The sequence below is a fragment of the Microbacterium sp. PRC9 genome, from assembly GCF_031844125.1.
Lineage (GTDB): Bacteria > Actinomycetota > Actinomycetes > Actinomycetales > Microbacteriaceae > Microbacterium.
Genome location: NZ_JAUZUR010000007.1, coordinates 282,351 through 303,916, shown reverse-complemented (window position 1 = coordinate 303,916; position 21,566 = coordinate 282,351). Strand labels below are relative to the sequence as shown.

The window sequence follows — 21,566 nt, the reverse complement described above, 5'->3', positions numbered from 1 at the left end:
AGCTGGGCAACTTCACTATCTTATCCCGCCCGACCCGTCTGTCAAACCGACACGCCGTGACCTTCAGATGATCTGGCTTGTCGGCGACCGCGGTCTCCGAGGCAGGCACCCCATCCCGAACCCGCATGCGGGACGCTCGAAGGAGCGTTGAAGGAAGGGGGGTTGTTCTCCACTTGAGGGGGGTAAGGCTCTCGGCCTCTCCGCTTCCCTGTGGGGCGAACAAGTAATACTCTACGTGCGCTCCGGTGGCTCGTCGAATCGGCGCCGCGCCCCGGGCGTGTCGCACGCCCACACCCGCGGAATCACGCGGGACTCGTCGCTCCCGCGGTGCGTCGACTCGCACGCCCACACCCGCGGAATCACGCGGGACTCGTCGCTCCCGCGGTGCGTCGACGGAGTACCTGCACAACAGCGCACAGCACGATGGTGATCGCGCCCCACACTGCGCACGCCGGCGGAAGCACGCGATAGCCCAGGTGGGCGACGGTGAACTCCGCGTCGAGCGGGCCGAAGACGGTGAGTCCCCACACCCACGTCGCCAGCAGCATCACCGGCAGTGACACCCACCACACCCGGCGGACCCACGAGGGCATCACACGCGCAGCGGGTGCCTCGGGGTCCCGGCGCACCAGCCACACCAGCATCCAGATCCCGAGGATCGCCAGTCCGATCGCGCTCGAGCCGTGCTGCAGCCACTTGTAACCCGGGAGCGGTCCCCACTCGGACTCCAGTGCGGGGATCGCGGTCATCCCCCACCGACCCTCGTGGGTGAACAGGTCCCACACGATGTGGCTCACGACGCCGATCGTGAGCGAGAGGACGAGCAGCAGCATCCCGCTCCACGACACCCGCGCGGGTGATCCCGAGATCGCGAGCGTCTCGCGGAGGGCTGGGCCGGCGCCGGCATCCCACTCCCCCGGCAGCCGCGCCGCCAGCCACCGCGGCGAGAGCTCGCGCACCGCCGGCCGCAGCAGCAGACGCCAGACGAGGAGCAGCCCGAATGCCAGCACGATCGTGGCCGGCAGCCACCCGAACGCATGCGTGACGCCGTAGTGCAGCGGCAGTCCGCGGACGAACAGCGGCAGATCCGGCGCCATCGCGCCGATCGCGATCGCTGCGGGCACCAATGGCGTGCGCACGAACGGCAGCGCGACGACGGCGTGGCTCGGGGTGAACGGCATCCGTCAGCCGTCCATCCACTGAGCCACGCCGCTCGTCACCCGTCGTCAGCCGACGAACACGCCCGCGAGCGTCTTCTTGCCGCGCCGCAGCACCGAGACTCCGCCGGGGAGAGCGCCGGACACGGTCGCCGACTCGTCCTCGACCTTGGAGCCGTCGAGCGAGACACCGCCCTGGGCGATCGCCCGCCGGCCCTCCGAGAGGCTCGAGACGAGGCCGGTGTCGACCAGCGCCTGAACCACGTTCGTCCCCGAGGCGACGGTGGCGTTGGGCAGCTCTTCGAGCGCGTGACGCAGCGTGATCGCGTCGAGCGCGGCGAGGTCTCCCTGGCCGAACAAGGCCTCGGATGCGGCGATGACGGCGGCCGCAGCATCCGTCCCATGCACGAAAGCCGTGACCTCGAGAGCCAGGCGCTTCTGCGCGGCTCGGCGGAACGGCTCGTCGGCGACCAGGCGCTCGTAGTCCTCGATCTCGGCGCGCGTCAGGAACGTGAAGATCTTGAGCCGCTGGATCACATCGGCGTCGTCGGTGTTCAGCCAGAACTGGTACATGCGGTACGGGCTGCACATCGCGGCGTCGAGCCAGATCGCGTTGCCCTCGCTCTTGCCGAACTTCGTTCCGTCGCTGTTGGTGATCAGCGGCGTGCCGATCGCGTGCACCGACACACCCTCGACGCGGTGGATGAGGTCCGTGCCACTTGTGAGGTTGCCCCACTGGTCGCTGCCGCCGGTCTGCAGCACGCAGCCGTACTGACGGTAGAGCTCGAGGAAGTCCATCCCCTGCAGGATCTGGTAGCTGAACTCGGTGTAGCTGATGCCGGCCTCGGAGTTCAGGCGCGCCGCGACGGCGTCCTTCTTGAGCATCGTGCCGACGCGGTAGTGCTTGCCGATCTCGCGCAGGAAGTCGATCGCGCTCATCGGCGCGGTCCAGTCCAGGTTGTTGACGATGCGCGCGGCGTTGTCGCCCTCGAAGCTGAGGAACCGCTCCACCTGCGAGCGCAGGTAGCCGACCCACTCGGCCACCGTCTCGCGCGTGTTGAGCGTGCGCTCGGCGGACGGGCGCGGATCGCCGACGAGTCCGGTCGAGCCGCCGACGAGTCCGAGCGGCTTGTGGCCCGCGAGCTGCAGACGGCGCATCGTCAGAAGCTGCACGAGGTTTCCGAGGTGCAGACTCGGCGCGGTCGGGTCGAAGCCGCAGTAATACGTGATCGGGTCCCCGGCGAGAAGGGCGCGCAGCGCCTCCTGATCGGTGGACACATGCACGAGCCCACGCCACACGATCTCGTCCCACACGTTCTCGAACGTGGGGTCGATCGCGGGCGCAGTCGCGCTCACGACGGTTTCAGACACGCCCGCCAGGCTATCAGCGACGGATGCCTCGCCCCGCCCGCGAACGGTCGGCGCGGCGCTCCGCCCGCCTGATGGAAGACACACTTCCGCGTTTCAGCCTCTGGGCTAAGTGTTGAGGGTTTTTAGCTCACAGGCTTGTGATACTGAGGTCCTCAAGCTAAACTTTCCGCCACTTGAGCTCTCACGCATAAGGAATGCCCATGTTCGTGATCACCAGCGACCAGCGCGACAGCCGGAGCAGCGCAGACCTCGTACCTGCGGCTCTGGCATCCGTCCACGCGAAGGGACACCAGGGCCTCGCGCTCGCTCCGGAGCGGACCGCGGGCGACGAGATCCAGGTCGCGGTGGCCGACGCCGGAGCGCTGCTCGGGATCGTGCTCGACCTGACCCGCTCGGGTCGATGGAGCGTCGGGGTCGGTGCCGGAGAGGTGGAATCGCCGCTGCCTGACAGCGTCCGGGCCGCACGCGGCGAGGCCTTCGTGAACGCGCGCGATGCGGTCGAGCGCGCGAAGAAGGCCGCCACCCGCGTCGCGATCACCGCACCGGAGGGCGGGGCGGACGCCGAGGCGCTCGTGCGACTGCTGGTCGAGCTGCGCGACCGGCGCACTGCCGAGGGGTGGGAGATCTACGACCTGCTCGCCGAGGAGATCACGCAGCGCGAAGCCGCCGCGCGCCTCGGCATCTCGGAGGGCGCGGTCAGCCTGCGCGTGAAGTCGGCGGGGCTTCGGACCGAGGAGGCGGCGGTGCCCGCGCTCGTCCGCGTGCTCGCACGGCTGAGTCCGGGGCCCGTGCCAGACTGACGCCATGGTCTCCCCGGACGTGATCCTCGTCGCCGCGCTCACGATCTTCCTGTTCCTCGCGCTCTGCGGCGCACTCGTGCTGGTGGTGATCAGCCTCCGGAAGCCCTCGACCATCCCGCTGGTGGTCGCGGGCGTGCTCGTCGTCCTGTGCCTGCTCGCGGTGACGGTGTCCCCCATCAACGTGCCGCTGCTCCTCGGGCTGGGCATCGCCATGCTCGGCACCGCCCTCGGAGTGCTCGGCGGCAACCCGATCACACGGCGCATCCTCGAGATCGCGAGCCACGGGCGCGTCGAGGAGGGCGACAACGGCGGCATCCTCCTGCGCGCGCCGTCGCTGCCGGGAGCCGTCGCCGGCGAGGGCGCCGTCCGCGAGGTGATGCGCGGCGGCACCACGATCGGCTACCTCGAGCGGGTCGCAGTGACGCTCGGGATCATCGCCGGATTCCCCGAGGCGATCGCCGTGGTCGTGGCACTCAAGGGCATCGGCCGGTTCTCAGAGCTCGCGACCGCCGAGGCGCGCGAGCGCTTCATCATCGGCACGCTCTCGAGCCTCGTGTGGGCGTGCGTCGTCGCGGCCTTGGTGCGACTCGCCATCTGGTGATCGCGAGCGGCTTGCGCAGCTAAGGCTCAGAGTCCGAGTGCGTGCGCGGCGTCCTGCACGCGCTGGACCAGTTCGGCCCGCTGCTCGGCGACCCGCACGGGGGCCGTGCCGCCGACGCCGGTGCGGCTCGCGACCGAGCCCTCCACGCTCAGCACCTCGCGGACCTCGGGCGTGAGGTGCTCGGAGACGCCGGCGAGCTGAGCGTCGGAGACCTCGTGCAGTTCGAGGCCGTTCTCCTCGCACACACGGACCAGGTGCCCCGAGACCTCGTGAGCGTCGCGGAACGGGACGCCCCGCTTCACGAGCCACTCGGCGACGTCGGTCGCGAGCGAGAAACCCTGCGGAGCGAGCGCCGCCATGCGGTCGGTGTGGAAGCGCATGGTCGCGACCATGCCGGCGAACGCGGGCAGCACCGTCTCGAGGGTGCGGACGGAGTCGAACACCGGCTCCTTGTCCTCCTGCAGGTCGCGGTTGTACGCGAGCGGGAGAGCCTTGAGGGTCGCGAGCAGTCCGCTGAGGTTGCCGATGAGGCGGCCCGCCTTGCCGCGCGCGAGCTCGGCGATATCGGGGTTCTTCTTCTGCGGCATGATGCTCGAGCCGGTCGAGTAGCCGTCGTCGAGGGTCACGAAGCCGAACTCGCGCGTGTTCCAGAGGATGATCTCCTCCGCGAAGCGCGAGACATCGATGCCGATCATGGCCGTGACGAAGGCGAACTCGGCGACCACGTCGCGCGAGGACGTGCCGTCGAGAGAGTTCTCCGCCGGACGATCGAGCCCGAGCTCACGCGCTACGAGCTGCGGGTCGAGCCCGAGCGTCGAGCCGGCCAGGGCGCCGCCGCCGTAGGGCGACACCGCCGCGCGCGCCGACCAGTCGCGCAGACGCTCCAGGTCACGCACCAGCGGCCATGCGTGCGCCTGCAGGTGGTGCGCGAGGAGCACGGGCTGTGCGTGCTGCAAGTGGGTGCGGCCCGGCATGATCGCCTCGGGGTGGGCGTCGGCCTGGGCGACGAGTGCGTCGACGAGGCGGAGGATCTCGCGCGCGATCGTGCGCGAGTGGTCGAGCAGGTACATCCGCACGAGCGTCGCGATCTGGTCGTTGCGGCTGCGACCGGCGCGCAGCTTTCCGCCGAGCTCGGCGCCGACGACGCCGATCAGCGCCTGCTCGAGAGCGCCGTGGACGTCTTCATCGGATGCCGCGGGCCGAAGCGTCCCGTCGGTCACGCCCCGTGCGAGCTCATCGAGACCCTCGTGCATGGACTGCTCTTCGTCAGCCGTGAGGTACCCGGCCGCGGCCAGCGCCTTCGCGTGGGCGTGGGAGCCGGCGATGTCGTACAGCGCGAGATCCCAGTCGAAATGGGTCGATCGACTCAGCTCGGCGAGCGCCGGGGACGGCCCCGACGCGAAGCGGGCCCCCCACAGTGCGCCCTCGTTGGTCCCGCCGTCGCCCTTCGATTCACTCACCCGACCAGCCTACCGACGCGCCACCCGCCCGACCGCCGGTATGTCATCGTCGCCGACCGAGGTGCGGCATCCGTGCCGTCGCAATCGAGCGGCGCCGAGTCGGCCCTCCGCGCCGCCCACAGCGACCACAACGGCCGTCGAGCAGCCGTCGTCTGCTCCTCCACACCAGACCAGACGGGGTCGCTGTCCAGAGATACGTTCTGCCCGCGCCTTGCGGGACGCCACGCCAGGGACGATGACGATATGCCGCGCAAGCCCCGCCCCCTGCCCTCGTCGCTGGGTGACAGCTTCTCCGTCGCGGCGGCGAGGGCGGCGGGGCTGTCGTCGCGACGGCTTCGGAACGATGATCTCGACAAGCCTTTTCGCGGCGCACGAGCCCGGATGCCCGAGCCAGAGCCCTGGGTGCCTGACGAGGGCACTGCTGCACGGGAGGCGAGGCTGCTTCAGGCTGCCATCGTGAGCCGGGCGCGCGCGTACCAGTCGATCGCTCCGTCCCACGCCTTCCTCTGGTCCGTCACCGCAGCCGTGATCTGGAAGTTCCCTCTCCCTCGCCATGTTCTGCGGGCGGCGGCATCGACGCCACGAACGGATGCTGCGACCACGAGTGTCACGGGTGTGGAGCGTTCGCGGCCTCGTCCCGTCGATGCAGGCGTGTTTCATCCGCACCGGTCCTCGAAGGCGACCGGAGTGCGAGCGCGGCAGTTCCGCGCGGGAGTCACGGCCGTGACCGAGCGCGACGGCTTCCGGGTGACGGATGCCGCGACCACCTGGGCACACCTCGCCGAGCTGCTCACGGTGGACGAGCTCATCGCCGTGGGAGACGCCATCGTCCGTGTTCCCCGCGCGAGAGGCATGCGGCGCGGCCGCCCTTCGGATGCGCATGCGAGCATCGCCGCCCTCGAATCGGTCGCCGCTCAGCCGCGGCGGGGGGCCGCCAAGCTACGGGATGCGTTCTCGCAGATCCGGGTCGGGAGTTCATCGGCGCGGGAGACCGAGCTGCGGCTCGCGCTCATCCGAGCGGGACTCCCCGAACCCGAGCTCGATGTGGACGTGATCGCCTCGGACGGCACGCCGATCGGCTACACGGAACTCGCGTACGCGAAGTACCGGGTGCTGATCGAGTACGAGGGCGATCACCACCGCAGGGACGCCGCGCAATGGGAGCGGGACATCCTCAAACACGCGGCGTGCGCCGCTGAAGGGTGGGAGGTGCTCCGGATCACGTCGGCGCAGATGAAGCCCACCCCCGCGGCGGCGGTCTCCCGGGTGCGCACCGCACTCGCCCGCGCCGGCTGGCGCGGCTGATCACGCCCCGAACTCGCCGCCCCCTCGAGTCGGCCCGTGACGCCGCAACCGGCGCGCGGAACGACCACAGCGGCCAACCCGACCCGCCCCGCCTGCCCCGCCAGCCCAGACCCCGGACGCCGAGTCGGCCCGTGGCGCCGCAACCCGCGCGCGGAACGACCACAGCGGCCGACCCGCCCGCAGGTGTCGCGTCAGCGGGGAAACCGACCGGCGGGCACGGCGAAGCGCGAGGCCGAATCGAGCAGCGTCTCGAGCGGGCCGCGGCCGATGAGGAGCGCCCACGCGGTGCACAGGACGACGGTGCCGATGGCGAGCGGCCAGAAGGGCAGCAGCGCGCGGAAGCCGATGAGGTCGCCGACCCGGTCGAGCACCGCGGCGGCGACGGCGGCCCACACCAGGAGTTGCAGCGTGTACGCGGTCAGCGGCATCGCCCCTACGGCCCGCAACGGCAGCACCACCCACACGAGGAACGTGCGGCATGCGAGGAGACATAGCCCGAGGACGGCGAGTGCGAAGCCGCCGGAGCCGATCACCTCGAGCAGTCCGGTGGAGTGCGGGCGGACGGTCCAGAGCGCTCCGAGATACGTTGCCGCTTCGGCCTCGGGGTCTGCACCGGTCGCCGCCCCGAGCCCATATCCGAGCGCGGCGAGCAGGGTTCCGGTGATGACGAGCCACACCTGCACCCGCAGCCGAGTCACGCCGGCACGCGCGACGCCGAGGCCGGCCACGACGAACACGATCCAGGTCGTGAACGGGTAGTGCCACCCGAGTCCGAGCGACACCGGGCCGCCGATCGGGGTACGCCAGAACGGGAGCGCGTCGAGGACGATCTGGACGAACGGCAGGACCAGTGCCAGCCCCGCGGCGAGCGGCAGCAGCACACGCGCCCGCAGGGATGTCAGCGGCAGCGCCAGCAGGAACATGAGTGCATAGGCCGGAAGGATCACGAAGACGGGCACACCGGTGGCGATGAGCAGGATGCCGAGCACCCAGAGCAGTCCTGCCCGCACGGCGAGCCGCCCTCGCGCGGTGCTCATCGCATCGCCCGTGAGCGGCGCCCCCGCTCCGGTGACGAGGCCGATCGACACACCCGCGAGCGTCGCGAACAGGATCGACGACCGGCCCGAGACGACGGCGATCCAGGTATCGGGCTCGAGCACGTCGAAGGGCTCGGTGATCCAGAGCAGGTGCGCGGCGAACATTCCGAGCACCGCGAGACCGCGCGCGAGATCGACCCCGCCGATGCGCGCGGGACCGTTCAGACGCTCCCAGCGCGTGGCGAGCCAGCCGTCGGCGCGCGGCGCGGGGCGCTCGGTGTCACTCAGCTCTCGCCCGCTCACCGCCCAGGCGCTCTCAGTCCTGGCGGAGGAGCCAGACGAGCAGTGCCTTCTGGGCGTGGAGCCGGTTCTCGGCCTCGTCCCACACGACGCTCTGCGGACCGTCGATCACCTCGGCGTCGACCTCGTAGCCGCGGTCGGCGGGCAGGCAGTGGATGAAGATCGCGTCGTCCTTCGCGAGCCCCATGAGCTCCTGGGTCACCTTGTACCCGCCGAGGTCGCGGAGGCGCTCGAGCTTCTCCTCCTCCTTGCCCATGGACACCCACGTGTCGGTGACGATGACGTCGGCACCGGCCGCCGCCTCGTTGGCGTCGGTGTAGAGGGTGACCGAGCCGCCGGTCTCGGCCGCGCGGCGGTCGGCGTCGGCGATCACGTCATCGCGCGGGGCGTACGCCTCGGGGGACGCGACGCGCACATGCATGCCGGCGGTCACGCCGGCGAGCACGTACGAGTGGGCCATGTTCGACTTGCCGTCGCCGAAGAACGAGAGGGTGAGCCCGGCCAAGTCGCCCTTGTGCTCCTTGATGGTGAGCAGGTCGGCGAGCAGCTGGCACGGGTGGAAGTCGTCGCTCAACGCATTCACGACCGGCACACGTGTGCCCGCGGCCATCTGCTCGAGGCCCGCCTGCGCGTACGTGCGCCACACGATGGCCGCCACCTGGCGCTCGAGCACGCGGGCCGTGTCGGCCGGGGTCTCCTTGCCGCCGAGCTGGCTGTTCGCGGTCGAGATGATGAGCGGCGAGCCGCCGAGGTCGGCGATGCCGACCGCGAACGACACGCGCGTGCGGGTCGACGACTTGTCGAAGATGACCGCGACGGTCTGCGGACCCTCGAGGGGCTTGAGCTTCCACCGGTCCTTCTTGAGCGAGACCGCGAGGTCGAGGATCTCGTCCTGCTCGGCCTGCGTCAGATCGTCGTCGCGCAGCAGGTGGCGAGTCATGCGGGGACCTCCGTCGGGGTGTCGAGCACGAGCGCGTCCTCGACCGTGCGCAGCGTCGCGGTGAAGAGCTCGATGAACTCGTCGATCTCGACGTCGCCGATCGTGAGGGCGGGGACGAGGCGGATGGTCTCGTCGTTCGGCGCGTTGATGACGAGACCGTGCTCCTGCGCCGCGGCGACGAGCGCCTTCGAGACAGGATGCGTCAGCCCGATGCCGATCAAGAGGCCCGAGCCGCGGCATCCGTCGATCAGATCCGAATCGATTCCCTCGATCGCCGCGCGCAGCTGTGCACCGCGCTCCGCGGCGTTGCGCACCAGCTCCGCCCGCTCGATCTCGCCGAGGACGGCGCCCGCCACGGCGGTGCCGAGCGCGTTGCCGCCGAAGGTCGAGCCATGCGTGCCGGGGTAGAACAACTCGCTCGCAGCGCCGAAGGTGATGAGCGCGCCGATCGGGAAGCCACCGCCGATGCCCTTGGCGACGGTGATCGCGTCGGGGGTGATGCCCTCGTGCTGGAAGGCGAACCACTCCCCCGTGCGACCGGCGCCGGTCTGGATCTCGTCGATGATGAGGAGCGCACCGTGGCGCTCGGTGAGCTCGCGCGCCGCAGCGAGGTAACCCTCGGGAAGCGGGATCACGCCGGCCTCGCCCTTGACGGGCTCGACGAACAGGGCGGCGACGCGCTCGTCGATCGCGGCCTCGAGCGCCTCGACCGTCGAGTCGATGAACTCGACGCCCGGCGTCATCGGGAGGAAGGGCTCCTGCATGTACGGCTTGCCGGTGAGGGCGAGCGTGCCCATCGTGCGGCCGTGGAACGCGTCGGTGAGCGCGAGGATGCGCGGGCGCTCGGTGCCGCCATGGAGGCGGGCGAGCTTGAACGCCGCCTCGTTCGCCTCGGCGCCGGAGTTGCCGAAGTACACGCGGCCCTCGTCGCCGGTGCCGGCGAGGCGCTTCAGGGTCGCGGCCAGAGCGAGCTGCGGCGGAGTCGCGAAGTAGTTCGAGACGTGCGCCAGCGTCGCGGCCTGCGTGGCGATCGCATCGACGAACACCGGGTGTGCGTGGCCGAGCGAGTCGACCGCGATCCCCGCGAGGAAGTCGAGGTAGCGCTTGCCGTCGGCGTCCCACAAGTACGAGCCCTCGCCCCGCACGAACATCTGCATGCGAGCACCGAAGCTCTTCACGAGGTCGCGCCCCGCATCGTCCTGCCACGTCATCCGAGCACCACCTCTGTTCCGATTCCCTTGCTGGTGAAGATCTCCACGAGTACCGAGTGCGGCACCCGCCCGTCGATGATGGCCGCGGTCTCGACGCCGCCCTCGACCGCCTCCAGGCACGCCGCCATCTTCGGGATCATGCCCGACTCGAGCGTCGGCAGCATCGCCTTCAGCTCGGTCGACGTCAGGTGCGACACGAGCGAGTCGCGGTTGGGCCAGTCGGCATAGAGCCCCGCGACATCGGTGAGCACCACGAGCTTCGCCGCACCGAGTGCGACGGCGAGAGCGGATGCCGCGGCATCCGCGTTCACGTTCAGCGAGTGTCCCGGGTGGTCGAGGTCGGGGGCGATGCTCGAGACGACGGGGATGCGTCCCGCCTCGATCTGATCGAGCACCGGCTGCGGATCGACCTCGACGACGTCGCCGACGCGACCGAGGTCGTGCTCGACGCCCTCGATGACGACCCCGCGGCGGCGGCCGCCGAAGAGGCCGGCATCCTCACCGCTGAGCCCGGTCGCGACCGGGCCGTGCGCGTTGATCTTCGACACCAGCTGCGGGTTGATCTGACCGGTGAGCACCATGCGCACGACCGAGATCGCCTCGGTCGAGGTGACGCGGTAGCCGCCCTTGAACTCGCTCGGGATCGCGAGGCGGTCGAGCATCGACGAGATCTGCGGGCCACCGCCGTGCACCACGACGGGCTTCACCCCGACGTAGCGGAGGTAGGCGATGTCGGCGGCGAAGGCATCCTGCAGCTCCTCGCTCACCATCGCGTTGCCGCCGTACTTCACGACGACGATCTGGTCGCGGAAGCGCTTGAGCCAGGGCATCGACTCGATGAGGGTCACCGCCCAGGCGCTGGCTTCGCCGGGATCCGTCTCTTGCAGGTCGGTCATGAGGAGTACGCGCTGTTCTCGTGGACGTAGTCGTGGGTGAGGTCGTTGGTGAGGATCGTCGCCGTCGCCGCGCCGACCTTGAGGTCGATCACGAGATGGGTGGCACGCGGCGTGAGGTCGACCGCGTCGCGCGGGGCGTCGGGGCCTCCGGCGCTGCACACGCGTACGCCGTTCATCCACACGTCGACGTCGTACGGGTCGAACGCGGCCCCGGTCGTGCCGATCGCGGCCAGCACGCGCCCCCAGTTCGGGTCGTTGCCGAAGATCGCCGCCTTGAACAGGTTGTTGCGCGCGACCGAGCGCCCCACCTCGACGGCCTCGTCTTCGGAGGCCGCGTTGATGACCGCGATCGTGATGTCGTGGCTCGCCCCCTCGGCGTCGCCCTGCAGCTGCTGGGCGAGGTCCTGGCAGACCTCGGCGAGCGCCGCGGCGAACGCCTCGGGATCAGGAGTCTCTCCCGATGCCCCGCTCACCATGAGGGTCACCTGGTCGTTCGTCGACATGCAGCCGTCCGAGTCGAGCCGGTCGAAGGTGCGTCCGGTAGCCGCGCGCAGCGCGGCGTCCGCCTGCGCCGCGTCGAGCACCGCGTCGGTCGTGATCACGACGAGCATCGTCGCGAGGCCGGGTGCCAGCATCCCGGCGCCCTTCGCCATGCCGCCGATCGACCAGCCGTCGCCGGTGCGGGCCGAGCGCTTGGGCTTCGAATCCGTGGTCATGATCGCGAGGGATGCTGCCTCCCCGCCGTCGGCGGAGAGTTCGGCGATGCCCTGCTCGGTGCCGGCGAGCACCTTCGCGCGGAACACCTCGTCGCCGGTGCCGATGAGCCCCGTGGAGCACACCAGGATGTCGCCGGCGCTCACGTCGAGCAGCTCGGCGGCCTTCTCGGCCGTCTGATGCGTCGTCTGGAAGCCGAATGACCCCGTGAAGCAGTTCGCCCCGCCGGAGTTGAGGACGATCGCCTCGACCACGCCGTCGCGGATGACCTCCTGCGACCACAGGATCGGGTTCGCCTTCGCCCGGTTGCTCGTGAACACCGCGGCCCCGACCTTCAGCGGGCCGCGGTTGACGACGACCGCGACATCGGGCTTGCCGGTCGACTTGAGGCCGACGGCGACGCCTGCCGCCTCGAAACCCTGGGGCGCGGTGACGCTCACGGCGCGACTCCGTTCACGGTCAGCGCGGTGCCCTCGGCGAGCCCCAGCGCGATGTTCATGGACTGCACGGCGGCTCCGGCCGTGCCCTTGACGAGGTTGTCGACCGCCGTGACGACCGTCACGCGGTTCGCGGCGCGGTCGATGGCGAGGCCCATCAGCGCGGTGTTCGCACCCAGGACGTCGGCGGTGCGCGGGAAGTGGCCCGCCGGCAGCAGCTGCACGAATGTCTCGTCGCCGTACGCGGACTCCCACGCGGCGCGGATCTCGTCGTCCGTCGCGCCCGGCGCGATCGGCGCCGTCGACGTCGCCAGGATCCCCCGCGACATCGGCACCAGGACCGGGGTGAACGAGATGCGGATTCCTTCGTCGGCGGTCGTGCCGGGAGCGGCGCCCGCGGCGCGCGCCGCGGCGAGCGCCTGGCGGATCTCGGGGATGTGCCGGTGCGAGCCGCCCACCGCGTAGGGGTTCGCGGACCCCAGGATCTCGGCGGCGAGCAGGTTCGTCTTGAGGCTCTTCCCGGCACCCGAAGGACCGACGGCGAGCACCGTCACGATGTCAGACGGATCGATGACACCTGCGGCCACGCCTGGCGCGAGGCTCAGGCTCACGGTGGAGGCGTTGCAGCCGGGTGCGGCGATGCGGGAGGCTCCGACCAGCCGCTCGCGCTGCTTCGAACCCGCCACCGGAAGCTCGGGAACGCCGTAGACCCAGGGGTCGTGGAAGTCGCCGCCGTAGAAGCGATCCCAGTCGGCGACCGACTCGAGGCGATGATCGGCGCCCGCGTCGATGACCAGCGCGGTGTCGCCGAGGGCGTCGGTGTACTGCCCGGACTGGCCGTGCGGCAACGCCAGGAAGACGATGTCGTGGCCGGCGAGGACCTCGGGCGAGGTCTCGGCGAGGGTCAGGTGCGCGAGCGAGCGCAGGTGGGGCTGATGCTGGATGAGCGGCTGTCCCGCGTTGGAGTGCGCGGTCACGGTGCGGATCTCGACGTCGGGATGCGCGGCGAGGATCCGCAGGATCTCGCCGCCCGCATAGCCGGATGCGCCGGAGACGGCGACCGAATATGTCATGGATTCCACCTTAGAGTCTGGGGCTGAGGGCCGGAGACGGCGACGCCCACTCGCGACGGTCCATGACAGGACGGCGTGCGGGGTCGCCTAGAGTCGGCGCTCGCCCAGACGGCGTCGGCGCGCGGGAGCGGCGCTCGGAACGAGCGTCGAGGGTCCCTGGGGCGCCGAAGGCATGCGCCGACGATAGCCGCCGGGTCGAGGCATCCGCAAATCGCGGTCGTCATGTTGCCCCTTGACGCAAAGTACTTTGCGCTGCAAACTACTTTGCATGAACGAGAAACTCGATGCCGCGAACGATCCGCGAGAGATGCTCGACCTCATCGACACGACACGTCGTGAGGCCGTCCGTCATATCACGGGTCGCTACGCCGGGCTGCTGGTGCTCTGGGCGATCGCCTGGGGCGTCGGGTTCGCCGCACTCTGGCTGACCCGCGGGGTCGGAGGCGTCGACCTCCTCCCCACCGCTGTCGGCTGGTGGATCTTCGCGGGTGCGCTCGTCATCGCGATCGTGTGGTCCGCTGTCGTCGGCATCCGCGCGGGCAGCGACGGGATCCGCGGGCGCAGCCAGCTGCAGGGCGCCTTGTACGGGTGCTCCTGGACGATCGTGATGGTGGCGGCATGGGCGCTGATCTCGGGGCTGCAGAGTAACGGCCTGTCGCAGGAGCTCTCGCAGCTGCTGTACCCGAGCCTCTACATCTTCCTGGTGGGCGTGCTCTATCTGTCGGGTGGCGCCCTCTGGCGCGCGGTGCCGATGTACATCCTGGGCGGCTTGCTCATCGTGATCGCCGTGATCGGGCTCTTCTTCGGTGCGCCGACCCACTTCCTCGTCTACGCGATCGCCGGCCCCGTCGCGATGCTCATCGTGGCCGCGCTCATGTACTGGGGGCCGGTCGCACCCAGTGCCGCGGAGCGGTCATGAACGAACTCGACCCCGTCATCCACGCGCCGGCACGCCTGAGGATCATGACAACGCTGGCCGAGGTGCTCGAGGACGGCGACGCGATCACCTTCCCGGCGCTGCAGAAGCTCCTGGGCATGACCGCGGGCAACCTCACCACACATCTCGCCAAGCTGTCGGATGCCGGCTACGTCGAGGTCGCGAAGTCGTTCGCCGGCCGCAAGCCCGTCACCGAGATCACGTTGACCCATGCCGGGCGCGGAGCGTTCCGCTCCTACCGCTCGCAGTTGCTCGCACTCCTCGGAGGATCCGCATGACCGCAGTGGTCCACACCGAAGCCCTCACACGGCGCTTCGGCGACACCGTCGCCCTCGACGCTGTCACGCTCGACATCCACGCCGGCGAGTGCGTCGGCCTCCTCGGTCCCAACGGGGCCGGCAAGACGACCTTCCTCTCCCTCATCGAGGGGCTGCGGTTGCCGACAGCCGGCGTCGTGCGCCTCTTCGACGGCGATCCGCAGACGCCGGCGAGTCGCTCCCGCCTCGGATCCACGCCGCAGGCCACCGCGCTGCCGGAGGCGCTCAAGGTGCGGGAGGTCCTGCGGTTCGTCGCATCCCACTACCCTTCCCCGGGGCCGGTGGATCGCGTCATCGCGGAGTTCGACCTCGAGCCGCTCCTGGCGAAGCAGTGCGGGGCGCTCTCGGGAGGCCAGCAGCGTCGCGTCGCGGTCGCCCTCGCCTTCGTCGGCGACCCCGAGCTCGTCCTCCTCGACGAGCCCACCACCGGTCTCGATGTCGACGCCCGGCGTGCCCTCTGGGATGCCGTGCGCACCCGCCATCGCGAAGGCACCGCCGTCGTGGTGACGAGCCATCATCTCGAGGAGATCGAGCAGCTGGCCGAGCGCGTCGTCGTCATCGACCACGGCGCGGTGCGGGCCGACGACACGCTCGCCGCCGTGGTCGCGGGTGTCGCCCGCCGACGGGTGACGCTGCGCGGGGTCACTGCCGAAGGCGTCCTCGCGCTCGATCCCGACGCGACCGTCACCACGGACCCGGACGACGGCGTCGTGACCGCCGTCGTCTCGGACTCCGACGCGCTCATCCGGGCGCTCGTCGCGTCCGGCGCCCCGTTCACCGATCTGACGGTGCGCGGGGCATCCCTCGAAGAGGCATTCCTCACGATCACGAAGGGAGCGATGGTCTGATGTCCACGCTCACGCTCGCCGCGGTCCACACGAAGTACAACCTGCTGGAGACCATGCGTGTGCCGATCGCCGTGATCGGATCCCTCGTCTTCCCGACGCTCGCGTTCTGCCTGTTCGTCCTGCCGCAGCGCATGGTCGTCGACGAACCTGATTTCGCGACGGCCGCCATCGCATCGATGGTCGTGTTCGCTTTCATGTCGGCGAGCCTGTTCAGTATCGGCCTCGACATGGCCGAGCAGCGCTCGAAGCCCTGGTGGCCGTATCTGCGCACGCTCCCGGGCTCGCCGGCGGCGCGCCTCATCGGCCTCATGTCGGCGACTCTCATCATCTCGATCCTCGCGATGATCCCGCTCCTGATCGTCGGCGGCAGCCTCACCTCGGCCGCCGTCCAGCCCGGGGAGCTGTTCGCGGCGATCGGGCTTGCGATCCTCACGGCCGTGCCCTCGGCACTGCTCGGGACGATCATCGGCACGACCGCCGGACCCAAGGCCGCGATCGCCATCACCCAGGTGGCGATGTTCCTCCTCGCGTTCGGCGGCGGACTGTTCCTCCCCCCGATCCTGTTCCCCGAGTGGCTCGACCTCGCCTCGAAGTTCCTGTGGGTGCGCGAGGCCCGTGAGATCGTCATCGCCGCCGCCCTCGGCCAGAGCGCGCCGCTGTGGGCGGTGGTCGGGATCCTCGCGTGGACGCTGGTGCTGGGCGCCTTGGCGGTGTGGCTGTACCGCCGCGACGAGGGGCGCCGCTACCGCTGAAGCTCGCCGAGCAGCGCCAGTTCGTCGGGCCGGGTCAGCCCGGCCCGACGATCGCGGCCGAGGCCCCGGGCGCGCTCGTCGGCGAGCGCGCGGTCCAGGGTCTCGCGCAACGGACGGAGCCGGCCGCCGAGCAGGTGGTAGGCGGCGTTCGAGCGGGTCCAGAACCCCGGCATGTCGGCCGGCAGCCAGAGCGGCAGCGACCGCGCACCCATCCAGTAGGCGACCTCGTGCGCCACGAGCCACTCGTCGTCGGCCGCGGCGAGCGCGCCGGTGTGCCCGGCGACCTCACGCGCGTCCGCGAAGAGCCGGTCGAAGGCGACCGGATCGCCGACGGCGTTCACCACACCCGTCCATCGCTCGCGGCCGACGGCCCGCACGAACTCCGCGAGGTCGTCGACATCGATCACCTGTGCTCCGCGATCGGCGGTGTCGGGCACGAGCACGTCGTCCGATCCGGCGAGAGCGAAGCGGCCCACCCAGTATCCGAACCGATCGGTCGGGTCACCGGGCCCCACGATGAGCCCCGGACGCACGATCGCCGCGCGGAACCCGAGGGTGGAGCGGACGGATGCCTCGGCCCGCACCTTCGCGCGACCGTAGTCCTCGTCTTCGTCGGGGCCGGCGGGCGTCAGCAGCTCGGCGGTCTCGTCGGCGCCGGGCACGTCGTCGGAGGCGTACACGGACACTGTCGAGATGTACGTCCAGTGGCGCGCGCGCTCCCCCAGCGCCGCGACCGCGGCGGCGACGTGCACCGGGTTCGACGACACGTCGACGACCTCGTCCCACTCGCGCCGGGCGACCTCGTCGTACGCGTCCGGGTCGTTGCGGTCGGCGACGACGAGCGTCGTCCCGTACGGCGCATCGCGTCCCCCTCGGGCGAGGCAGGTGACGGCGGCTCCGGCATCCGCCCACCGCTCGGCGATCCGCCCGCTCAGCCAGCCCGTCCCGCCCAGCACCAGTACGTCGGTCATGGCTCCACCCAACCAGACGGGCCGGGTCGAGGCATCCCTCTCCGCCGACGGCAGAACGTCAGACGCGGCTGCGGAGGAAGGCCGTCACGCGCTCCCAGGCGTCGGCCGCGTCGGTCCGGTTGTACCGACGGCCGGTGTCGTTGAAGAACGCATGGGCCGAGTCGGGGTACACCACGGCCGTGAAGTCGACGCCCGCCTCGGCCATGGCCTCGGTCACCGCCGGGAGCGCGTCGATGAGCGCGGGGTCGTGCTGCCCGTATATCGCCAGGACCGGCGCGGAGATGTCGGCGATGCGGTCCACCGACGGCGCCGTGCCGTAGAACGGTGCGACGGCGCGCACGCGGTCGTCGTGCGCGGCGAGCAGGAACGAGTACGTCCCGCCGAAGCAGAAGCCGGTCGCGGCGATCCGGTCGTCGACCCCGGGCTGCTCGGCGAGCCAGTCGACCACGGCGCGGAGCGCGGCGACCGCCCAGACGGCGTACTCGGGCGCGCGCATTCCCGACAACGCCTCGCGCATACGCGGCTGTGCCGCGGTGCGGGCCTCCTCGTCGTCGCTGTTCACCAGCGCGAAGAGCTCCTCACCGAGCGCGGGGGCGACGCCGCCATGGGTCAGGATGTCTGGCGCGGCGACCAGCCACCCTTCGGCGGCGAAGCGGTCGGCCACGTCGGTGATGTGGCCGACCAGACCCCAGATCTCGTGGATGAGCACGAGGCCGCCGATCGGGTCGCCGGTGGGGCGAGCGACGTAGGCGTCGATGACCTCGCCGCCGGCGAGCGGCACCGTGATCACCTCGGGCATGGGGCCACCTCCGATACGGATGCTACTCGCGCAGTGTCGCCCCGAAACGCTCGGTCGCGACGGCCACCCCCGCGAGCTTCGCCTCGGTCGCCTCGGCGGCCGTGAGCGTGCGGTCAGGGGCGCGGAATCGGAGCGCGAAGGTGAGGCTCTTCTCGCCCTCGGGAACGCCCTGCCCGCGATAGTCGTCGACCAGGCGCACCGACTCGAGGAGGTCGCCGGCGCCCGAGACGAGCGCTCCGCGCACCTCGGCGGCCGGGACGTCGGCGCCGAGCACGAGCGACACGTCCTGCGTCGCGGCCGGGAAGCCCGACAGCGAAGCGGCGACGACCTTGTCCCCCGCAAGCGAGAGGACGAGGTCGAGATCGAGCTCCGCGACGATGACGCGACCGGGAAGATCGGATGCCTCGGCCACCGCCGGCAGCAGCTCGCCGACGTAGCCGACCTCGGCGCCGTCGACGGAGAGCACACCGGTGCGGCCCGGGTGCAGCGCGGCGCGCTGCCCCTGAGCGACATCGATCGTGACGCCCGCGGCGGCCGCGATCGTGCGGACCGCATCGAGCGCGTCGGCGAGATCCGCGGTCACCGGCGCGATGCCGGGCTGCTTGGCGACGAGGCTGCCTGCGAGCAGCACGGCGACGTGGCGGTGCTGCGGCGGGATCGAAGCGTCGAGCTCGGCGAGGGTCGCGGCATCCGGTCGCACTGCCAGCGGCGGTACGAACGACGTTCCGTACTGCACGCCGGCCGTCGGGAGGAAGACGACGCCGGTCTCGAAGAGCGACAGGTCGGTGAAGCCGCGCGACACGTTGCGGTGCGCGACCTGGAGGAGGCCGGGCACGAGCGAGCGGCGCAGGAACGGCGCCTGCCCGTCCAGCGGGTTGGCCAGCTTGACGCTGGGCAGGTGATCTCCCGACGCAGAGCCGTGGAGGTCGTTCTGCTCCTCGGTGGTGAACCCGAACGACGGCGTCTCGACGAAGCCCGCAGCGGCGAGCGCGTTCGCGACGCGACGTCGGCCCTGCTGCGCGGCGGTGAGACCACGGCCCGACGGCGGAAGGGGCAGCACCGACGGGATGCGGTCATACCCCTCGATGCGGGCGACCTCCTCGGCGAGCGTCCACTTGTCGGTGAGGTCCGGGCGCCACGACGGCGGGATGACCTGCCATCCTTCGCTGCCCTCGGCGCCGACGACCTCGCAGCCGATGAGCCGCAGCGCTGCCTCGATCTGGCCCGGCGTGTAGTCGACGCCGATGAGGCGCTGCACGAACGTCGGCGGCAGCTCGATGCCGGGGATGAACACCTCGGCGAACAGGGCAGCGCCGTACGCGTCGTCGCTGGTGCCGCCGGCGTACTCGACCATGAGGTCGGCCACGCGACGCGCGGCGACGAAGGGCACGAGAGGGTCGACGCCGCGCTCGAAGCGGCGGGATGCCTCGCTCGGCAGCTTGTGCCGTCGGGCGGTGCGCGCGATCGACACGGTGTCGAACGTCGCGGCCTCGATGAGCACGTTGCGGGTCGCTTCGCCCATCTCGGTGGTGCCGCCGCCCATGACGCCGGCGAGGCCGATCGGTCCCGAGTCGTCGGTGATGAGCAGGTCTTCGGGGTCGAGCGTGCGGACCTTGCCGTCGAGCGTCTCGAGCTTCTCGCCGGGCGTCGCACGGCGCACGGTGATGCCGCCCTGGAGCTTGTCGAGGTCGTAGCCGTGGATCGGCTGGCCGAGCTCGAGCATCACGTAGTTGGTGATGTCGATGAGGATGCCGAGCGACCGGATGCCCGCGAGCGACAGGCGCGAGATCATCCACGCGGGGGTCGGCTTCGTGGGGTCGACGTCGCGCACGACCCGGGCCACGAACTCGGTCACGCCCGCGCGGCCGCGGATCGGGGCGAGGTCGTCGGCGCTCACGGGGAAGCCGGCGCCCGGCGCGACGTCCTCCCACGTGCGATCTGCCGGGTCGCGGAACGCGGCACCGGTGGAGTGCGAGTACTCACGGGCGACACCGCGGATCGACAGCGCGTAGCCGCGGTCGGGCGTGACGTTGATCTCGACCGCGACGTCGTCGAGGCCGAGCAGGGAGATCGCATCCGTGCCGACGGGTGCGTCGATGCCGAGTTCGACGAGCCGGAGGATGCCGTTGTGCTCGTCGCCGAGCCCCAGTTCGCGGGCGGAGGCGATCATACCGTCCGACACGTGGCCGTAGGTCTTGCGCGCGGCGATCGGGAACGGGCCGGGGAGCACCGCGCCGGGAAGGGTCACGACGACCTTGTCGCCGACGAAGAAGTTGCGGGCACCGCACACGACGCCGTGCACCGCGTCGCCGCCGTCCGCGGCGGTCTCACCGTCGGGCGCGACGCGCACCTGGCACCAGCGGATCGTCTTGCCGTTGGACTGCGGCTCCTCGACGAACTCGAGGACCTCACCCACGACGATCGGACCCTGCAGCTCGAAGCGGTGGACGTCCTCCTCTTCGAAACCGACGCGCACGAGCGCCGCGAGGACGTCCTCGGGCGCGGCATCCGCGGGGACGTCGACGTACTCACGAAGCCATGAGAGCGGGACGCGCATCAGACCACCATTCCGAACTGCTCGCTGAAGCGGACATCGCCCTCGGCCATGTCGCGCATGTCCTGAACGTCGCTGCGGAACATGAGGGTCCGCTCGATGCCCATGCCGAACGCGAAGCCCGAGTACTCCTCCGGGTCGATCCCCGCCGCGCGCAGCACGTTCGGGTTGATCATTCCGCAGCCGCCCCACTCGATCCATCGGGCACCGCCCTTGAAGGTGGGGTGCCACAGGTCGAGCTCGGCCGACGGCTCCGTGAACGGGAAGAAGTTCGCGCGGAAGCGGGTCTTCGCCTCGGCGCCGAACAGCACCTTGGCGGCGTGGTCGAGCGTGCCCTTGAGGTGCGCCATCGTGATGCCCTTGTCGACGACGATGCCCTCGAACTGGGTGAAGACGGGCAGGTGGGTCGCGTCGAACTCATCGGTGCGGTACACACGCCCGGGGCACAGGACGTACAGCGGCAGGTCGCGCTCGAGCATCGAGCGCACCTGCACGGGGCTCGTGTGCGTGCGCATGACGAGGTGACGCTCCACCGGGTCGACGAAGAACGTGTCCTGCATCTGGCGCGCAGGGTGGTCGACGTCGAAGTTGAGGGCGTCGAAGTTGAACCACTCGTGCTCGAGCTCGGGACCCTCTGCGATCTCCCAGCCCATCCCGACGAAGATGTCGGCGATCTGCTCCTGCAGGAGGGAGATCGGATGCCGCGCCCCGACGCGCGCGCGAGCCGCGAGCGCCGTGATGTCGACGCGCTCCGCCTCGAGCTTCGCGGCGGTCTCGGCCGCGGCGAGCTCCTCCTCGCGGGCGGCGAACGCCTGGTTCACCCGGCCGCGGGCCTGACCGACGAGCTTGCCGAACTCGGCCTTCTTGTCGTTCGGCACATCGCGCAGCCGCGCGTTGAGCTTCGCCAGCGGCGAGCCCTCCGCGGAGTGCGCGGAGCGCGCGGCCTTGAGCGCTGCGGTGTCGCCCGCGGCCGCGATGGCCCCGAGGGCGGCGTCGACGGCGGCGTTCACCGCCTCAGGCGTGATCTCGGTGGTTTCGGGAGCGTCGGACACGAGAGACGAGTCTACCGACGGTGGATGCGCGGTC

Annotated in this window: 21 protein-coding genes; 7 read left to right on the top strand and 14 right to left on the bottom strand. The window is 70.8% G+C overall.

Annotation, left to right across the window (positions count from 1 at the left end; all coding sequences use genetic code 11):
* Nucleotides 1–359 precede the first annotated feature (359 nt).
* Nucleotides 360–1,181 (bottom strand): DUF4184 family protein, encoded by an 822-nt coding sequence (locus Q9R33_RS17300; protein ID WP_311294513.1) that lies wholly within the window; start codon nt 1,179–1,181, stop codon nt 360–362.
* Between the two features lie 45 nt (nt 1,182–1,226).
* Nucleotides 1,227–2,528 carry a tyrosine--tRNA ligase gene (gene tyrS / locus Q9R33_RS17295; RefSeq protein WP_311294512.1) on the bottom strand — a complete coding sequence of 434 codons (1,302 nt, stop codon included), beginning with the start codon at nt 2,526–2,528 and terminating at the stop codon, nt 1,227–1,229.
* A gap of 200 nt (nt 2,529–2,728) precedes the next feature.
* Between tyrS and Q9R33_RS17290 the strand changes: the two genes are divergently transcribed.
* Nucleotides 2,729–3,328 carry a hypothetical protein gene (locus tag Q9R33_RS17290; RefSeq protein ID WP_056370000.1) on the top strand — a complete coding sequence of 200 codons (600 nt, stop codon included), beginning with the start codon at nt 2,729–2,731 and terminating at the stop codon, nt 3,326–3,328.
* 4 nt (nt 3,329–3,332) lie between these two features.
* Complete coding sequence (locus Q9R33_RS17285; RefSeq protein ID WP_056370002.1) at nt 3,333–3,929, top strand: hypothetical protein; 597 nt, start codon at nt 3,333–3,335, stop codon at nt 3,927–3,929.
* A 26-nt stretch (nt 3,930–3,955) separates the two neighbouring features.
* Here the strand turns inward: Q9R33_RS17285 and argH are convergent, their stop codons facing one another.
* Nucleotides 3,956–5,389 (bottom strand): argininosuccinate lyase, encoded by a 1,434-nt coding sequence (gene argH, locus Q9R33_RS17280; protein ID WP_311294511.1) that lies wholly within the window; start codon nt 5,387–5,389, stop codon nt 3,956–3,958.
* Between the two features lie 443 nt (nt 5,390–5,832).
* Nucleotides 5,833–6,000: a hypothetical protein gene (locus tag Q9R33_RS17275; RefSeq protein WP_311294510.1), complete on the bottom strand. Its 168-nt coding sequence runs from the start codon at nt 5,998–6,000 to the stop codon at nt 5,833–5,835.
* 76 nt (nt 6,001–6,076) lie between these two features.
* On the opposite strand from Q9R33_RS17275, the gene Q9R33_RS17270 reads away from it, so the two are divergent.
* Nucleotides 6,077–6,694: a hypothetical protein gene (locus Q9R33_RS17270; RefSeq protein WP_311294509.1), complete on the top strand. Its 618-nt coding sequence runs from the start codon at nt 6,077–6,079 to the stop codon at nt 6,692–6,694.
* A gap of 191 nt (nt 6,695–6,885) precedes the next feature.
* Here the strand turns inward: Q9R33_RS17270 and Q9R33_RS17265 are convergent, their stop codons facing one another.
* Genes Q9R33_RS17265 through argC form a run of 6 tightly spaced genes read right to left on the bottom strand, consistent with a single transcriptional unit; the run spans nt 6,886 to nt 13,302 of the window.
* Nucleotides 6,886–8,034 (bottom strand): heparan-alpha-glucosaminide N-acetyltransferase domain-containing protein, encoded by a 1,149-nt coding sequence (locus Q9R33_RS17265; RefSeq protein WP_311294508.1) that lies wholly within the window; start codon nt 8,032–8,034, stop codon nt 6,886–6,888.
* A 13-nt stretch (nt 8,035–8,047) separates the two neighbouring features.
* Entirely contained in the window at nt 8,048–8,971 is a 924-nt protein-coding gene (argF, locus tag Q9R33_RS17260; protein WP_056370009.1) for an ornithine carbamoyltransferase, read from the bottom strand.
* Entirely contained in the window at nt 8,968–10,182 is a 1,215-nt protein-coding gene (locus Q9R33_RS17255; protein WP_311294506.1) for an acetylornithine transaminase, read from the bottom strand. The genes argF and Q9R33_RS17255 overlap by 4 nt, the downstream gene beginning before the upstream one ends.
* Entirely contained in the window at nt 10,179–11,078 is a 900-nt protein-coding gene (gene argB, locus Q9R33_RS17250) for an acetylglutamate kinase (protein WP_311294505.1), read from the bottom strand. Before argB ends, Q9R33_RS17255 begins: the two co-directional genes overlap by 4 nt.
* Nucleotides 11,075–12,232, bottom strand: coding sequence for a bifunctional glutamate N-acetyltransferase/amino-acid acetyltransferase ArgJ (argJ, locus tag Q9R33_RS17245; protein WP_311294504.1), 1,158 nt, complete (start codon nt 12,230–12,232; stop codon nt 11,075–11,077). The genes argB and argJ overlap by 4 nt, the downstream gene beginning before the upstream one ends.
* Complete coding sequence (gene argC / locus Q9R33_RS17240) at nt 12,229–13,302, bottom strand: N-acetyl-gamma-glutamyl-phosphate reductase (RefSeq protein ID WP_310248091.1); 1,074 nt, start codon at nt 13,300–13,302, stop codon at nt 12,229–12,231. The genes argJ and argC overlap by 4 nt, the downstream gene beginning before the upstream one ends.
* 268 nt (nt 13,303–13,570) lie before the next feature.
* Between argC and Q9R33_RS17235 the strand changes: the two genes are divergently transcribed.
* From Q9R33_RS17235 to Q9R33_RS17220, 4 genes are read left to right on the top strand one after another with little or no spacing between them, the layout of a single operon-like run.
* Nucleotides 13,571–14,221 carry a hypothetical protein gene (locus tag Q9R33_RS17235; protein ID WP_056370020.1) on the top strand — a complete coding sequence of 217 codons (651 nt, stop codon included), beginning with the start codon at nt 13,571–13,573 and terminating at the stop codon, nt 14,219–14,221.
* Nucleotides 14,218–14,517 carry a transcriptional regulator gene (locus Q9R33_RS17230; protein ID WP_311294503.1) on the top strand — a complete coding sequence of 100 codons (300 nt, stop codon included), beginning with the start codon at nt 14,218–14,220 and terminating at the stop codon, nt 14,515–14,517. Before Q9R33_RS17235 ends, Q9R33_RS17230 begins: the two co-directional genes overlap by 4 nt.
* Complete coding sequence (locus tag Q9R33_RS17225; protein ID WP_311294502.1) at nt 14,514–15,404, top strand: ABC transporter ATP-binding protein; 891 nt, start codon at nt 14,514–14,516, stop codon at nt 15,402–15,404. The genes Q9R33_RS17230 and Q9R33_RS17225 overlap by 4 nt, the downstream gene beginning before the upstream one ends.
* Nucleotides 15,404–16,156 carry an ABC transporter permease gene (locus Q9R33_RS17220; RefSeq protein ID WP_310248096.1) on the top strand — a complete coding sequence of 251 codons (753 nt, stop codon included), beginning with the start codon at nt 15,404–15,406 and terminating at the stop codon, nt 16,154–16,156. Before Q9R33_RS17225 ends, Q9R33_RS17220 begins: the two co-directional genes overlap by 1 nt.
* Here Q9R33_RS17220 and Q9R33_RS17215 read toward each other — a convergent pair.
* The 4 genes from Q9R33_RS17215 to pheS are packed head-to-tail and all read right to left on the bottom strand — an operon-like array spanning nt 16,147 to nt 21,532.
* Nucleotides 16,147–17,127 carry an NAD-dependent epimerase/dehydratase family protein gene (locus tag Q9R33_RS17215; RefSeq protein ID WP_310248098.1) on the bottom strand — a complete coding sequence of 327 codons (981 nt, stop codon included), beginning with the start codon at nt 17,125–17,127 and terminating at the stop codon, nt 16,147–16,149. The genes Q9R33_RS17220 and Q9R33_RS17215 overlap by 10 nt on opposite strands.
* A gap of 58 nt (nt 17,128–17,185) precedes the next feature.
* Complete coding sequence (locus Q9R33_RS17210) at nt 17,186–17,926, bottom strand: dienelactone hydrolase family protein (RefSeq protein WP_311294501.1); 741 nt, start codon at nt 17,924–17,926, stop codon at nt 17,186–17,188.
* A gap of 22 nt (nt 17,927–17,948) precedes the next feature.
* Nucleotides 17,949–20,483, bottom strand: a complete 2,535-nt coding sequence (gene pheT, locus Q9R33_RS17205) for a phenylalanine--tRNA ligase subunit beta (RefSeq protein WP_056370032.1) — start codon at nt 20,481–20,483, stop codon at nt 17,949–17,951.
* Entirely contained in the window at nt 20,483–21,532 is a 1,050-nt protein-coding gene (pheS, locus tag Q9R33_RS17200; RefSeq protein WP_310248103.1) for a phenylalanine--tRNA ligase subunit alpha, read from the bottom strand. Before pheS ends, pheT begins: the two co-directional genes overlap by 1 nt.
* Nucleotides 21,533–21,566: the final 34 nt, after the last annotated feature.